General features: G+C 47.9%; 12 protein-coding genes. All 12 read left to right on the top strand.

Annotated elements, in window-relative coordinates; translation table 11 throughout:
* Nucleotides 1-22 precede the first annotated feature (22 nt).
* The 12 genes from F0220_RS03645 (at nucleotide 23) to F0220_RS03700 (ending at nucleotide 13591) form a co-directional block, all read left to right on the top strand.
* Nucleotides 23-346: a hypothetical protein gene (locus F0220_RS03645; RefSeq protein WP_036614107.1), complete on the top strand. Its 324-nt coding sequence runs from the start codon at nucleotides 23-25 to the stop codon at nucleotides 344-346.
* A 153-nt stretch (nucleotides 347-499) separates the two neighbouring features.
* Nucleotides 500-1501: a UV DNA damage repair endonuclease UvsE gene (gene uvsE, locus F0220_RS03650; RefSeq protein WP_105602367.1), complete on the top strand. Its 1002-nt coding sequence runs from the start codon at nucleotides 500-502 to the stop codon at nucleotides 1499-1501.
* Nucleotides 1502-1608: 107 nt separating this feature from the next.
* On the top strand, nucleotides 1609-2472 hold the full coding sequence (locus F0220_RS03655) for an inositol monophosphatase family protein (RefSeq protein WP_197997992.1): 864 nt from the start codon (nucleotides 1609-1611) through the stop codon (nucleotides 2470-2472).
* A gap of 230 nt (nucleotides 2473-2702) precedes the next feature.
* Nucleotides 2703-2993 (top strand): hypothetical protein, encoded by a 291-nt coding sequence (locus F0220_RS03660; protein WP_091018724.1) that lies wholly within the window; start codon nucleotides 2703-2705, stop codon nucleotides 2991-2993.
* A gap of 206 nt (nucleotides 2994-3199) precedes the next feature.
* Nucleotides 3200-4522: a stalk domain-containing protein gene (locus tag F0220_RS03665; RefSeq protein WP_105602365.1), complete on the top strand. Its 1323-nt coding sequence runs from the start codon at nucleotides 3200-3202 to the stop codon at nucleotides 4520-4522.
* A 250-nt stretch (nucleotides 4523-4772) separates the two neighbouring features.
* Complete coding sequence (locus F0220_RS03670; protein WP_091018722.1) at nucleotides 4773-6560, top strand: sensor histidine kinase; 1788 nt, start codon at nucleotides 4773-4775, stop codon at nucleotides 6558-6560.
* Nucleotides 6535-8088, top strand: coding sequence for a response regulator transcription factor (locus tag F0220_RS03675; RefSeq protein WP_105602364.1), 1554 nt, complete (start codon nucleotides 6535-6537; stop codon nucleotides 8086-8088). Before F0220_RS03670 ends, F0220_RS03675 begins: the two co-directional genes overlap by 26 nt.
* Nucleotides 8089-8308: 220 nt before the next feature.
* On the top strand, nucleotides 8309-9592 hold the full coding sequence (locus F0220_RS03680; RefSeq protein ID WP_091018718.1) for an ABC transporter substrate-binding protein: 1284 nt from the start codon (nucleotides 8309-8311) through the stop codon (nucleotides 9590-9592).
* Nucleotides 9593-9731: 139 nt separating this feature from the next.
* The gene (locus F0220_RS03685; protein WP_047841423.1) at nucleotides 9732-10634 is read left to right on the top strand and encodes a carbohydrate ABC transporter permease; all 903 of its coding nucleotides are present in this window, start codon (nucleotides 9732-9734) and stop codon (nucleotides 10632-10634) included.
* Nucleotides 10635-10636: 2 nt separating this feature from the next.
* The gene (locus F0220_RS03690) at nucleotides 10637-11476 is read left to right on the top strand and encodes a carbohydrate ABC transporter permease (protein ID WP_017690747.1); all 840 of its coding nucleotides are present in this window, start codon (nucleotides 10637-10639) and stop codon (nucleotides 11474-11476) included.
* A gap of 105 nt (nucleotides 11477-11581) precedes the next feature.
* The gene (locus F0220_RS03695) at nucleotides 11582-12790 is read left to right on the top strand and encodes a rhamnogalacturonan acetylesterase (protein WP_105602423.1); all 1209 of its coding nucleotides are present in this window, start codon (nucleotides 11582-11584) and stop codon (nucleotides 12788-12790) included.
* A 384-nt stretch (nucleotides 12791-13174) separates the two neighbouring features.
* Nucleotides 13175-13591 (top strand): sensory rhodopsin transducer, encoded by a 417-nt coding sequence (locus F0220_RS03700; protein ID WP_105602362.1) that lies wholly within the window; start codon nucleotides 13175-13177, stop codon nucleotides 13589-13591.
* Nucleotides 13592-13594 lie beyond the last annotated feature (3 nt).

A 13594-nucleotide genomic window follows, 5' to 3' on the forward strand; every position in this document is an offset into this window, starting at 1 on the left:
CACAAGATCAGGAGGGATATGCATGGGATTTCAGACTGAATTCAATTCCGTATGCAAGTTCAAGAATGAGCAGGAGCTGTTCGAACTGCTTGAATACGGACGCGGCAAAATGGTCAAACAGGGCTTCCGGGTATTTCCTACCGGCCAGAAAGTGATTGCATACACACCGGATAACGTGGCTGTAGCCATCGTCAAGATCGTGGTTTCCATTGCGGAGATCAACTTCCAGGGGCAAGAGGTAACTGAGGTGGAGATGCAACTCATCCGCAAATTGACTGAGGAAGAATCACGCATTCAGACTGCCCTTGCGGATGAGATGTTCTTTGGAGAGCAAGCACAGGAATAGTTGTTGACTGTAAGTGCGGGTCGGAAGGACGGATTTGCCAGAATACGATTATGGTCACTCTTTTAGGGTAAAACTTGGTTATATACAGTGACGGTACATCCTGACGGCTGAATGCCGTGCGGGTTCTCCGCCCTAATAGAGAGGAAGAGATTCATGCTCGTACGCTTTGGTTACGTGGCCATGTCCGTGCTTATAGAGAATGCCTCGCCTTCCCGGACCATGACCATGTCGAGTTTTAACAAAATCGGTGACAGGGAAGCAGCGATCCGCAAGCTCGAACGGATTGCAGCTGAGAACCTGCACAATACATTACGTTTGCTCAGGCACAACAAGGGCAGCCATATTCATGTATATCGCTTCTCTTCCAAATTGATTCCACTGGCAACACACGAGGATCTGAATGACTGGGACCCGTTCCCGGCACTGAAGCAGGACTTTGCGGCCATTGGTGATTTTGTGAAGGAAAATCATATGCGTGTGTCCTTTCATCCAGATCATTTTACCGTACTTAGTACCCCCCGCGAGCAAGTTCTGCGCAACTCGATTCGCGACCTTCGTCATCATGTTCGGATGCTGGATGCCATGGGGCTGAATGCCACTGCCAAGAACAATATACATATTGGTGGTGCATACGGGGACAAGCCTTCAGCGGCGCTTCGTTTTGAAGAAAACTTTTTGAAGCTGGATCGGGACATTCAGGAGCGGCTCACACTCGAAAATGATGACAAAACGTTCAATGCGCCTGAGACACTTGCCGTGTGCCAGCGCTTGGGATTGCCCATGGTACTGGATATCCATCACCATTGGGTGAACAACGAAGGAGAACAGGCATGGGATCTGTGGCCTGATATTCTAAAGACCTGGCAGTCACCGCTTGCCCAGGCAGATTCACCGGCTGATCAGCCATTGCCACCCAAAATCCATGTCTCCAGTCCAAAGAGTGAGAAGGATCTGCGAGGTCATGCCGATGGTGTGGAGGTAGAGCCTGTGCTCGATTTCTTGCGTCATATCGCAGCAGACACCCCAAGACTTGACGTGATGATTGAGGCTAAACGCAAGGATGAGGCTCTTGTGCAACTGATGCAGAAGCTGGCATTCTATCATGAAGAGGGTGTGGAGTGGGTGGACGAGTCTACCGTCATCATTCATCCGTAGTGCCAAAAGGGGCCTGGGCAACGAGAAACTTTACGACCTGTGGGGCGTATACTTTTAACAAGTATTTCAACTTTTCGTAGATTGATATAGAAAGTAGAGTGAACGCTTTGAATGAGAAGGAAAAGACACCTTATGTCGTGACAAGCAAAAGCTATACTGCCGTTGCCATTAATGCAGCTTCCAAAGCTGGCGAATGGATCAAAAGCCGTCTTGGGACGGTAGCTGAACTTGGCACCAAATATTCACCCCAAGATCTGGTGACCGAAGTGGATAAAGGAGCGGAACAGATGATCCGCCGCCTGATTCTTACGCATTTTCCCCACCATGCCATTCTGGGTGAAGAAGGCGTAGAACCGGGACCGGAAGCTTCGGCAAAAGCACTGAAAGAGGCCGAGGAAGAAGAGTTCCTGTGGATTGTTGATCCTGTGGACGGAACGACGAACTTTGTACACGGATTCCCGTTTTATTCGGTGTCCATCGCATTGGCTCACAATGGTGAAGTCATTGTTGGCGTGATCTACGACCCTTCCCGTGATGAAATGTTTGTTGCGGAAAAAGGGAAAGGGGCATATGTTCACGGAAACCGGATGCTTGTATCTGGTGAACAAGAACTGGCTCAGAGCCTGATTGCGGTTGGATTCCCGGCAGACACAACCTTTGCGTTGCCACTGAACATGGCAGCTGTGCAGGCGCTTGCTCCGCAAGTCCGTAACTTGCGTGCAGGCGGATCTGCCGCTCTTCATCTGGCATATGTTGCCGCAGGACGCCTCAGCGCCTACACCGAAGTTGGATTGAAACCGTGGGATATTGCCGCAGGTGCGCTGCTGGTTGAAGAATCCGGCGGCAAGGTGACCGATACCATCGGAACGCCTTACCAACTGTCTGTGAATCATGTCGTTGCCAGCAATGGCAAAATCCATGATGCACTGACGGATGTGCTGAAGGAAGCGAAGGCTACCGGGTTGGAGTGAGTTAGTTCAACTCATTGATGCTTTAATAACCTGTAATTGTACATTAACGGAGGGGACAGAAAGCATTTGAAGAAACGAAGTGCTCGCCTTTATCACCTGATTTCTTCCTTGGAAAAGGGAATCAAAGAAATCTGGGGATAACAGCGATCGGAAGATGATTCTGTATACGAAGTGAAAGTACAATAGCAATATTTAACGCATGTATGACTTTAATTAAAGGAGCGAGAACAATGGATGAATCCAAAGAACTGGAACGACGGCTCAGTGATATGCTGACGGAAGGGGACATGGAAGAGTCCGGCGACACCGATCAGCGTGAACGCCAGCTGATTCCTCCCAAGTATGAAGTGCGAATCCAGACAGAACGTGATCCAATTGTCGAGGAAACGTTAAAGTACCGGAAGATGGCACGTGAAGTGGATGATCGTTATGATCGATATCTGGAGCGAGCTGCCGGGAACAAACCGGAGAGCGACAAGGGTCATTCAAATTCTGAGGACTCGAATAAGCCGCAATCTTAACTAATCAGTGAACGTCATAGCTGAGCTTAACCAGTAACAGGCTCCCCTTTAGGGGGTCTGTTATTTCATGTGTGTTCTCAGCAGAGAGGACAACGCCTACTTTAAAATGATAGAATAGAGTAACACGAACCTATGTCATTGGAATGACCGATGTACACTATATTAGTGTAAATTATTATAGATTTGCGAGAAGGAGTGTTACCTGAATGAAGCGTAAACGTATATGGGAAAATACAGCTGCCGGTTTAACGGTAAGCATGTTGGCAGGAATGTTGCTCTTCACATCTTCTGCATTGCCTGCACACGCGGCTGACACCAAAACCGGTGTATTGCCAGCGGGCACAAATGAGACTTCGCTGACAGCGAAGAAAGATGCAGTAGCTGTAACCAAGGAGTTCCGCATCGTCACATTGGGAGATTCCATAACGGTAGGTTATGAGCCCAACACAAAAGAATTGTCTTATGGTTATGTAGAACGTTTGCATGAGCAAGGTTTGCTGCATGGACGTACACAGGTGGACAACTACGGGATCGCCGGATTGAAAACCAGTGGCCTGAAAAACTTTACTACTGCAATTAAGGATGGAAAAACGCTGACTTCAGAAGCCATTCAACCAACTCTTCCTGATCCAAGAGCGGGACAGATCGGAGCCAATACTGCTGCAATCCGTGAGAGCGTAGCACAGGCCAATCTGGTTGCAATTACCATTGGGGGAAATGATGTATCTGAGCTTCTCGGTACAGCAGACAAACTGAGTGATCAGGATCTGCAAGCGAAGGTAAAAGAATTACTCGCAACATATACAGCCAATGTTAGTGCAACGATTAATGATATCCATGAAATTAATCCGACGGCTACAATTGTCATCGCCGACCAGTATCAACCGATGCCGGAAGTAGCAGGCAAGGCAATCTATGCCAAACTGATGGAGGCATCCCAAGGTTTCACACAGACCATTGATGGCATTGCAGCACAATTCACTGCTCAGGGTACTGATGTCAAAGTCGCACACGTGGCCAAGGAGTTTGTTGGTGGTGAAGGCACGATGACACATATGATCAAAGATCGTGATTTCCACCCGAACCAATTTGGATATGCGGCCATTGCCGAAGTATTTTCCAAAACGATCTGGGGCGACTACACCAAGCTGACTGCACCTGCGACAGGTGAGCCGATGAACATTATTGTGAGTGGCAAAACATTGAATACACCGTACAAACCGATTATCCGTAACGGCAAAAACTTTGTGGCGATCCAAGACATCGTGAATGCGGTCGGTGCTACTACAGTGTGGGATAACAAAACTTCAACCGCAACCATTACATATGGAGACCGAAAGGTTGCTGTGAAGATTGGTGCCAATGCTGTGAAGGTAAATGGAGCATCGGTTACTGTGGATACACCTGCATTCCTGAATAAGGTAGGCAAAGAGTCCAAAACATATGTACCACTTGCCATGGTGGCTGAAGGTCTTGGCTTTGATGTGCAATATGTAGCGAAGCTGAAAACTGTTTTTGTTAATCCGTAAATTGTATTTCATGCTTTAACCTGATGTTATTCAACAGCCAGAATACCTTGATCTGTTCAAGGTATTCTGGCTGTTTTGTGTTCTTTTTGAGTTGCTGACACAGATGTATACCTTCTCTAATGACCTAAAATGTTGCATAAATATATCTTGTCAGATGACCAACGGATGTGTAAATATGAAAATAACTTACAATAAAACCACTAATGCATAGGATGACAGGCACCCCTCGCAAGCCAAAGGAGCGCTTAGGATGAACAAAATTAAGAACGCTTTCACAACACTGCCGATTCATCACAAAACGATTCTTCTCATCGGACTTTTGATGTTGATCAGCTTTACGTTTTATGCGTCCGTACTCCGATATGTGTTCAGTATCTATGACCGTCAGATCTATGAGAAATCATCGCAGGTCCTCAATATGTCCTCGGTAGGTATTGAGAATCAACTACGTGAAGTTTCCAATCTCTCCTTCAAGGTGATGTCAGACGAGCCGCTCCAACAATATTTGCTTCAACTTGAAAAGGCCGAGACGGGATATGAGAGAAATGGTCTGCGCAAGAAAATTACCAATCGATTGGTTGCTTATGCGGGTTCTGAGAAGTACGTCTATTCCATGCTATTTATCGATAATGATAATAACGTCATGGCCGCAGGCAATCGGGAGGGAATTTCGGAGTCGAAGCAAAAAGAACTGGTTGCACTGGGACAGCAATACTCGGGCTCCAATGCCTGGCATACCAGTGGGGATAAACAGTCCCGACTCTTGTCGGTCCGGCAGGTGAAATCCTTTATTGGGGGAGCATTTACATTGGAAGACCTCGGCACACTGATCATCCGCGTACGGCTGGACCGAATTGTACAGGACCAGATGCAAGAACCGGCTGAGGACTCCCAATTACTCATTACGGATGGAAAAGAAGTGATCTATCCAACAGAATCGTCGGTCAGTGAAGCTGAGATTGAGTCTGAACTGAAGCGCACCCAGCCCTATGGGATTGCCATGTTAGAGCAAGGGAGACACTTTGTAGCTCGTGCTCATTCTTCCTATACGGATTGGACCTATTTGTACACAACCCCGTTTGACCAGATGTTTAAACAGATCCAGTTTGTCAAACAGTTGGTCACGGTGATTTTCATCATGATTTTTCTGGCGGCGCTTATCATTGGAGCGAGATTCTCTCGCAGTATTACCCATCCGATTGCGCAGTTGATCAAGAAGATGCGTAATATCGAAAAAGGCGATCTGGATAAGCTGGAGGAGGCTGCTCTCGGAAATGTTCCGATATCTCCACAGAATGAGGTTGGGCTGCTGCATCGCACATTCAAGATGATGCTTCAACGGATACGTGAATTGATTGATGAGAATTATGCCAAGCAACTGGTGATTCGTGAGACTGAATTGAAAGCGCTTCAGGCTCAGATTAATCCACATTTTCTCTACAACACGCTGGAATCGATTAACTGGCTGGCTAAAGTACAGAAGCAACGACAGATCTCGGAAATGGTTGAGGCTCTCGGATTCCTGCTGCGTAGCTCTGTGAATATGTCCGAGAAGTGGATTACGCTGGAAAGAGAGCTGGACATTGTCCGCAGTTACGTGACGATTCAGCGCACTCGTTTTGAGGAAAGACTGGATTTCGACATGGAAATTGCCCCAGAGGTAGGAACGGCGCGGATACCGAAGTTAACATTACAGCCTTTGGTGGAAAACGCCATACATTATGCACTTGAACCAAGCATTGACCCTTGCCGGATCCGTATTCGGGCGAGAGCAGATGGAGATAAGGTGATTATTGAAGTCGAGGACGACGGTCCGGGGATGACACCGGAATTCCTGGAACAACTACACGAAGGACGTATTCAGACAAGAGGACAGGGCATTGGGTTATCTAACATCCAGGAACGAATCAGACTGACCTTCGGCGATGAAGGTGGAATGGTGATGAGCAGCAAGCCCGGATCAGGAACTGTAGTATCGATCAGCATACCTTGGATCAGAGAGGACGATGACGATGTACAAAGTGATGCTCGTAGATGATGAACGTGTCATTCTGGAGGGGATTTCCCAAGTGGTCGATTGGGCCGCGGCAGGTACGGAATTGGTGGATACGGCGAGGAACGGGATCGAAGCATTGGATAAAATCGGACAGTCGAGGCCCGATATTATCATTACGGATATTTCCATGCCGGGTCTGGATGGTCTCGGACTCATAGAGAAGGCATCTGAAGCATACCCGGGTGTACGTTTCATTATGTTATCCGGCTATAAGGAGTTCGAGTATGCCCGCAGAGCGATGCAATATGGTGTGAAGCATTATTTGCTCAAGCCCTGTAACGAGAATCAGATCCATGATGCATTAACTGAACTGTTGCAGGAACATCAGGATGCCCAGGTGAAGGAGAATGTTGCAGGGGAGATGAAACAGCGATTGCAGCGAGTCCTTCCACATGTGAAGGAGCAATTTCTGCTGGAGTTCATGACCAACCGCACCTATGGGCCGGTTGATCTGGAGTATTATCAGGAGCTGTTTGATCTGGAGCTTGAAGAGAACGCAGTTCGGTTACTGTTGTTCCGAATTGTAGATGAACATGATTACAGCCACTTATTTGCGATCAAAAACATTGCCAGTGACCTGCTCCCACATGTCCTGTTAAGCACAACCATTGAAGGTAAACTCCTCATTCTGCTCGCGGATTCAGCTGATCCGGCTGGACTGAAAGAAAGTATTGAAGAGGTTCGGGCTGCATTTACCAGACTATATAAATTGGAAGTGACCGCTGCGCTGAGTGAAGCAGATCGAATGATTCAGTCCCGGCGGTTGTTTCGTGAGGCGTTGCAGTATCTGAACCATCGCTTCTTTATCGGTGAAGGCAAGCTGATTACGAAGAATGATCTGGTATTGGCGGGAGAATGCGACGGATTGCATGTAGAACAGGATGCCGAGCAACTGTGTCAGTTGATCAAATCGGGAAATACCGAGGAAACAGCGGTAGAGGTGGAGCGTCTGTTTGATCTACTATCACGTCAGCAGCTGGAAATCGAGGTGACTCGCTCTTATGTAGTGCAGCTCTACTCGGCGATGGTTCATGTTTGTCCACCTGAGGAGGCAACGGAATTCACCCAGCGTATGGCAGAATTGCCTCATATCGATACGTTATCCGGTTTGAAATCTTTTGTTGCAAGCAGTACAGCCCGATTAACTTCCGGTTATTACAAAAACCATATCAGCCGCCAGTCTTCAGCCGTGGAGAAGATGATGGATATCGTGGATCGTCATTATGGAGAGGCGGATCTCTCACTCAATGGAGTTGCTCATCAAATGTTGTATATGAATCCGGATTATTTGGGTAAGATTTTCAAAAAAGTCACAGGCGAGAATTTTTCCAACTACGTGAATCGTCTGCGCATTGAACGCGCATGTGACCATATTCGCAGAGGCGGGGATGTGAAAGTATTTGAGCTTGCTGAATTGTTCGGATTCGGCGGGAATTCACAATATTTCAGTCAGGTGTTCAAAAAGTGGACTGGGATGACACCTACGGAATTCCGTAGGATCGGCATATAACAATGGACTACCAATCATGTAATTCATGTCTGAGGAGGACGAACAGCGACGAGAGGAGGCTGTTGTCCTCCTCTGTTTTTTGAACCAACTAGACGGTTTTGTGTATTCAACTATGGTCGTACATTTGCGAAAATGACATTAACAAGTTTGTGAAAGCGTTATCAGAAATAAAAGGATAACTCGTTCACACAACCATATCAACATAAAAGGGGAGATTGGCATGGTGAAAAAGGCAATATTCCTGATGATGGCTGCTTTGCTCGTGTTTACAGCGGCATGTAGCTCAGGTGGAGGAACTGAAGGAGCATCTGGAGATGACTCAGTTACCCTGCGGATCGCTTGGTGGGGCTCGGATGCAAGGCATGAATATACACAGAAGGTCATCGACCTGTATAAATCGAAAAACCCGAATGTCAAAATCGACGTGGAATATGCTTCATTTGATGACTACTGGAAAAAGCTCGCACCACAAGCAGCGGCAAATCAGTTGCCTGACATCGTTCAGATGGATATTTCCTACATCAGTCAATATGCACAGAATGGTCAGCTTGAGGATCTAGCGCCTTATCTTGGCAACCAGATCAAAGTGGACGATGTGTCCGAGAATGTTATCAGCACAGGTGTAATTAACGGTAAACAATACGGTGTACCTGCCGGTGTTAACGTTCTGGGCTTCCAATATGATCCGGCATTGCTTAAAAAAGCAGGCGCAGATGCAATTCCTGACAATATGACTTGGGAGTCGTACGAAGCACTCGGTAAACAAGCCGCAGATAAAGGTCTGTATCTGGATGGAGGCGTAGCTCCGGATATTTTCTTCCATTACTTCCTACGTACCAAAGGGTTGTCGCTATACAATGCGGAAGGCACAGGTCTTGGTTATGATGATGACCAATTGTTTGTTGAATTCTTCGGACTTATGCGCCGCATGATTGAACAGGGCGCAGCACCTACACCGGATGTAGCCAACCAAACCAAAGGCATTATTGAGGAATCGGATCTCGTGAAGGAAAAAGGAATTGGCGTATGGCAGTGGTCCAACCAGTTCGTAGCCTTGCAACAGGTAGCGAACCGTCCGCTCGAAATCGCCCCAATGCCAGGACCGGATATGGAAAAAGGACTATATATGCAACCAAGTATGTATTGGGGTGTAACGTCCAACTCCAAAGTGAAGGAAGAAGCGGCTAAATTCATTGATTTCTGGGTGAATGACGTGGAAGCCAACAAACTGATCAAAGGTGAGCGTGGTGTACCAATCTCCGGAGCAATCAAAGAAGCTATCGCACCTGAGCTGAGTGACGCCACGAAACAAGTCTTTGAATTCGTAGCAGCCATGGAGCCTAAGGCTTCACCAATGAGTTCTCCGCCACCGGTTGGTTCACCTGAAGTAATCTCTTCCCTAGCAGATGTGGTTGAAGAGTTGAACTTTGGCAAAATTACACCTGAACAAGCAGCAGAGACATTCCGCAAGAACGCCGAATCTGTTCTTGCGAACAATAAATAACAGTTGAATGATGGCTTGCTCATCCTACTTCAGGGATGGTCGGGAATGGGGCTACTCGCAAATGCGAGGGCCTTTCCCCGTCCAGATGACCGAAGCCAGGATGAGGGAGCAAGCTGATCCATGAAGGAGGTTCGTTCCATTGAGGCAGTATTCGTCGTTACGTAGAAACTTAACTGGATATGCGTTCATAAGCCCGTTTATTATTGGATTCCTGGGCTTCACACTCATCCCCATGTTTGTGTCCTTATATATGTCGTTCACGAGTTATAATTTGTTCACTTCTCCACGGTGGATTGGGCTTGATAACTACACCAAAATGTTTTTTGATGACCCGAAATATTGGAATTCGGTTAAAGTGACGTTTCTGTATGTATTCATTGGGGTACCGTTAAGATTGATCTTTGCCCTCTTCGTAGCGATGGTCCTGAACACTGGCTCTCGTATGATTGGAACGTACCGGACGTTGTATTACCTGCCATCCATTATCGGTGGTAGTGTGGCCGTATCCATTATGTGGCGTAACCTCTTCAGTAATGAGGGTGTTATCAACAGTGCTCTAACGGCAATCGGGATTGGGCCTATAAGCTGGTTTGGTGACCCGAATGCATCCTTGGTTATGCTCATCTCACTGTCTGTGTGGCAGTTTGGTTCGTCCATGCTGATCTTCCTGGCTGGTCTCAAAAATATCCCTACTGAGATGTACGAGGCAGCAGGTGTGGATGGCGCGAACCCTATACGGAAATTTTTCAGCATCACCTTGCCACTACTTAGCCCGATCGTCCTGTTCAATATGATTATGCAGACGATTGGTGCATTCATGACGTTTGTACCTGCCTATATTATCTCCAAAGGCGAAGGTGGTCCAATGGACGGTACGATGCTGTACTCCCTGTATCTGTTCCGTCAGGCGTTTATGTTTAACAACATGGGTTATGCTTCGGCAATGGCCTGGATCATGCTAATCATGATCGGTATACTCACGGTAGCTGTGTTCCTGACATCCAAGTACTGGGTGTTCTACGAATCTGAAGGAGGGAAGTAACGATGGTTTGGAGAAATGTAAAATGGCCCATTTATCACCTGTTCGTTGCAGCTCTTGCCCTCCTGATGCTCTATCCCGTCCTATGGATGCTATTTAGTTCATTCAAGGAAAGCCGTACGATTTTTGTCACAGCGGATACCCTGTTTCCTGCGGAGTGGATCTGGAGCAACTATGTGGATGGCTGGAAAGGCACAGCTGGAAGACCGTTTATGGATTACATCACCAACTCACTTGTAATCGTGGTTATTTCCACGATCGGTGCCGTAATATCGTCATCGCTGATCGCTTTTGGTTTTGCCAGACTTAACTTCAAGGGACGCACGTTCTGGTTCTCCTTAATGATGTTGACGCTGATGCTGCCACATGATGTGGTATTGGTTCCTCAGTACATCATTTTCACGAAGCTCGGCTGGCTGAACACTATCTTGCCAATCGTTGTACCTACATTTTTCGGAATGCCATTTTTCATCTTCCTGATGGTACAGTTCATTCGAACGATTCCGAAGGAGCTGGATGAGGCTGCAACCATCGATGGGTGTAACAAGTTCAGACTGTATATTCAGATTATTATGCCGCTGATCAAGTCTTCTCTGGCGACTGCAGCCATCTTCTCCTTCTATTGGAGATGGGAGGATCTGCTCGGTCCGGTATTGTACCTGAACTCGCCTGATAAATACACCGTGTCGATGGCGCTGAAAATGTTCCTGGATAGCGAATCTGCTTCCAACTGGGGCGCAATGTTCGCGATGTCCATCGTCAGTCTGGTTCCGGTTGTAGCTGTGTTCTTCATCTTCCAAAAACAAATTGTTCAAGGGATGAGCACCAGCGGATTGAAAGGATAAGCCAGATTACTGTATCTTCGTATCTTCGCCCGAATGAACGTTTACGAAAGTTAACCAAGGAGGGTATCGCTTTTGAATAAAGCTCAAGGTAGTCAGGCCGTTGCCATGGAGGCAGCGGCAGAGGGCCAGGCAGTTTCCGTGACCAGCTGGAAGTTTAACTTTGGACCGGACTCGGGAAGAGCAGATGAGACAGGGGATTATCTGAAAGTAACTGCAACAACCGCATATGAGGAACGCGGAGGATACGGATTCGAAGCAGGATCTCTGGTGTATGAGAAACAACGCATTAGTGATGACGATGTGTCGGATCCCACGAAACAACATCATAACCATCCGGGGCAGACAACCATGTCTGCCCGATTGCGTTCGGGCTTCTGTATTCCACTTAAAGCATCCTTCATCGTGGATGTTCCCGATGGAACCTATCAAGTTTTACTTGTTGCAGGTGATGAATTGGCTGAGACAGTGACCCGTGTGAAAGCTGGTGAGGGCAGGCTTGTACTGCCAACCATTCGTACACTTCCCGGGCAATTTGCAGAGATGCGATTCTCGGTCGTTGTTCGCGGCGGCAGACTTCGTCTGTCATTCTCCGGTCCTGCACCGAGAATTAATGCTTTGGAGATTACTCTTGCGAATCAGACCATGACCGTATTTCTTGCCGGGGATTCAACCGTAACAGATCAGCCGGAAAGTGGATATCCGTATTGCGGTTGGGGCCAGTTATTTCCAGCACAGTTCAAACATGATGTGGCAGTAGATAATCACGCCCAGTCAGGGCGCAGTTCCCGCAGCTTTATGAATGAAGGCAGGCTCAGGGCCATTCTGGAGCTAATTAAGCCCGAAGATTTTCTGTTTATTCAATTTGGACATAACGATGAGAAGCCGGACCCTGAACGTGGGACCGACCCATTCACAACATATAAGGAATATCTGAAAAAGTATATCGATGCTGCCCGTGAAGCCAAGGCTCGTCCGGTGCTCATAACCCCCGTGCATCGTCGCTATTTTGCGGATGATGGCACATTGAATGATACACATGGCGATTATATCATCGCCGTTCGTGAGCTTGCAGAAGAGGAAGGTGTTCCGCTGATTGATCTGGCTGAGCGCAGCCGTCTTCTGTTCGAACAGGCGGGCGTTGAAGGCACCAAGGACGACTTTATGTGGGTGCTGCCAGGCGAGTATGTGAACTTCCCCTCAGGCGTGGAGGATAACACGCATTTTCAGGAACGCGGTGCCCGCCGCCTTGCCCAGCAGGTGGCAGAAGCCATCCGCGAGTTGCAATTGCAACCGCTGCAGATGTATCTGCGGTAGGCGAGTAATCATCACAGTTGTAAAGGTTCTAATTCTATTGCACTAGTGGATAAGTTCCCGCAGGATTTTAAGTCCTGTTCGTCCGTATTTATGCAAAGCGAGTTAAACGAAGTAACGAGCCAGCAAAAGTTGCCCAGCGAAAGAGCGAAGGCAATAATCTTTTAAATCAGTCCGGCGAGCGTAGCAGCGGAGGAGGGCGGAATCGGGTAGAGGGAGCGAAGCGTCCGCCTTTGGAGCGGGATTTCCCCTGCTGAGGGGGGAATTGAATAGAAATCCCGAGCCAACAGCGGCCCACAGCCCGATCCGCCCGCCGAAGCGACTGTCGTGCGAGCCCACCAGATTTTTAACCTATATTGCAATCGCAAAAAAGGAGGATGTATTTCAATGACACCTGACCAGACAGAATCAGGCACATCTGCCCGTAAGAACGTTTCAGTAGCTACAGGTCACACCTACTGGGTCATTCCGGATGGTTACATTCCCCCGGAGAGCCGGGGCACATTGGAGAGTCATGAGAGCATCTGTGTACTGAACACCAGTGCCACGGATGCGGAGCTGCACATCACGATTTACTTTGAAGACAGAGAACCACTCGAAGGTATGGTCGCTGAAGTGCCAGCGAGAAGGACGAAGCATATTCGCACTGCATCGCTACGATCCGGGGAGCAGTCTATTCCGCCGGGCGTGCCTTATGCGATTACGGTTTCCAGCAATATCCCCGTTATCGTCCAGTACAGTCGTTTGGATACGACCCAGCCTGAATTGGCTTTGATGAGTGTCATGGCGTATCCATTAGGATAACTT

The organism is Paenibacillus sp. 37, assembly GCF_008386395.1.
GTDB lineage: Bacteria > Bacillota > Bacilli > Paenibacillales > Paenibacillaceae > Paenibacillus > Paenibacillus amylolyticus_B.

Coding starts and splice junctions, on each gene's coding strand:
- F0220_RS03690 (WP_017690747.1), top strand. CDS start 10,637: ATGGTTTGGAGAAATGTAAAATGGCCCATTTATCACCTGTTCGTTGCA.
- F0220_RS03665 (WP_105602365.1), top strand. CDS start 3,200: ATGAAGCGTAAACGTATATGGGAAAATACAGCTGCCGGTTTAACGGTA.
- F0220_RS03660 (WP_091018724.1), top strand. CDS start 2,703: ATGGATGAATCCAAAGAACTGGAACGACGGCTCAGTGATATGCTGACG.
- F0220_RS03645 (WP_036614107.1), top strand. CDS start 23: ATGGGATTTCAGACTGAATTCAATTCCGTATGCAAGTTCAAGAATGAG.
- F0220_RS03670 (WP_091018722.1), top strand. CDS start 4,773: ATGAACAAAATTAAGAACGCTTTCACAACACTGCCGATTCATCACAAA.
- uvsE (WP_105602367.1), top strand. CDS start 500: ATGCTCGTACGCTTTGGTTACGTGGCCATGTCCGTGCTTATAGAGAAT.
- F0220_RS03695 (WP_105602423.1), top strand. CDS start 11,582: ATGGAGGCAGCGGCAGAGGGCCAGGCAGTTTCCGTGACCAGCTGGAAG.
- F0220_RS03680 (WP_091018718.1), top strand. CDS start 8,309: ATGGTGAAAAAGGCAATATTCCTGATGATGGCTGCTTTGCTCGTGTTT.
- F0220_RS03675 (WP_105602364.1), top strand. CDS start 6,535: ATGTACAAAGTGATGCTCGTAGATGATGAACGTGTCATTCTGGAGGGG.
- F0220_RS03700 (WP_105602362.1), top strand. CDS start 13,175: ATGACACCTGACCAGACAGAATCAGGCACATCTGCCCGTAAGAACGTT.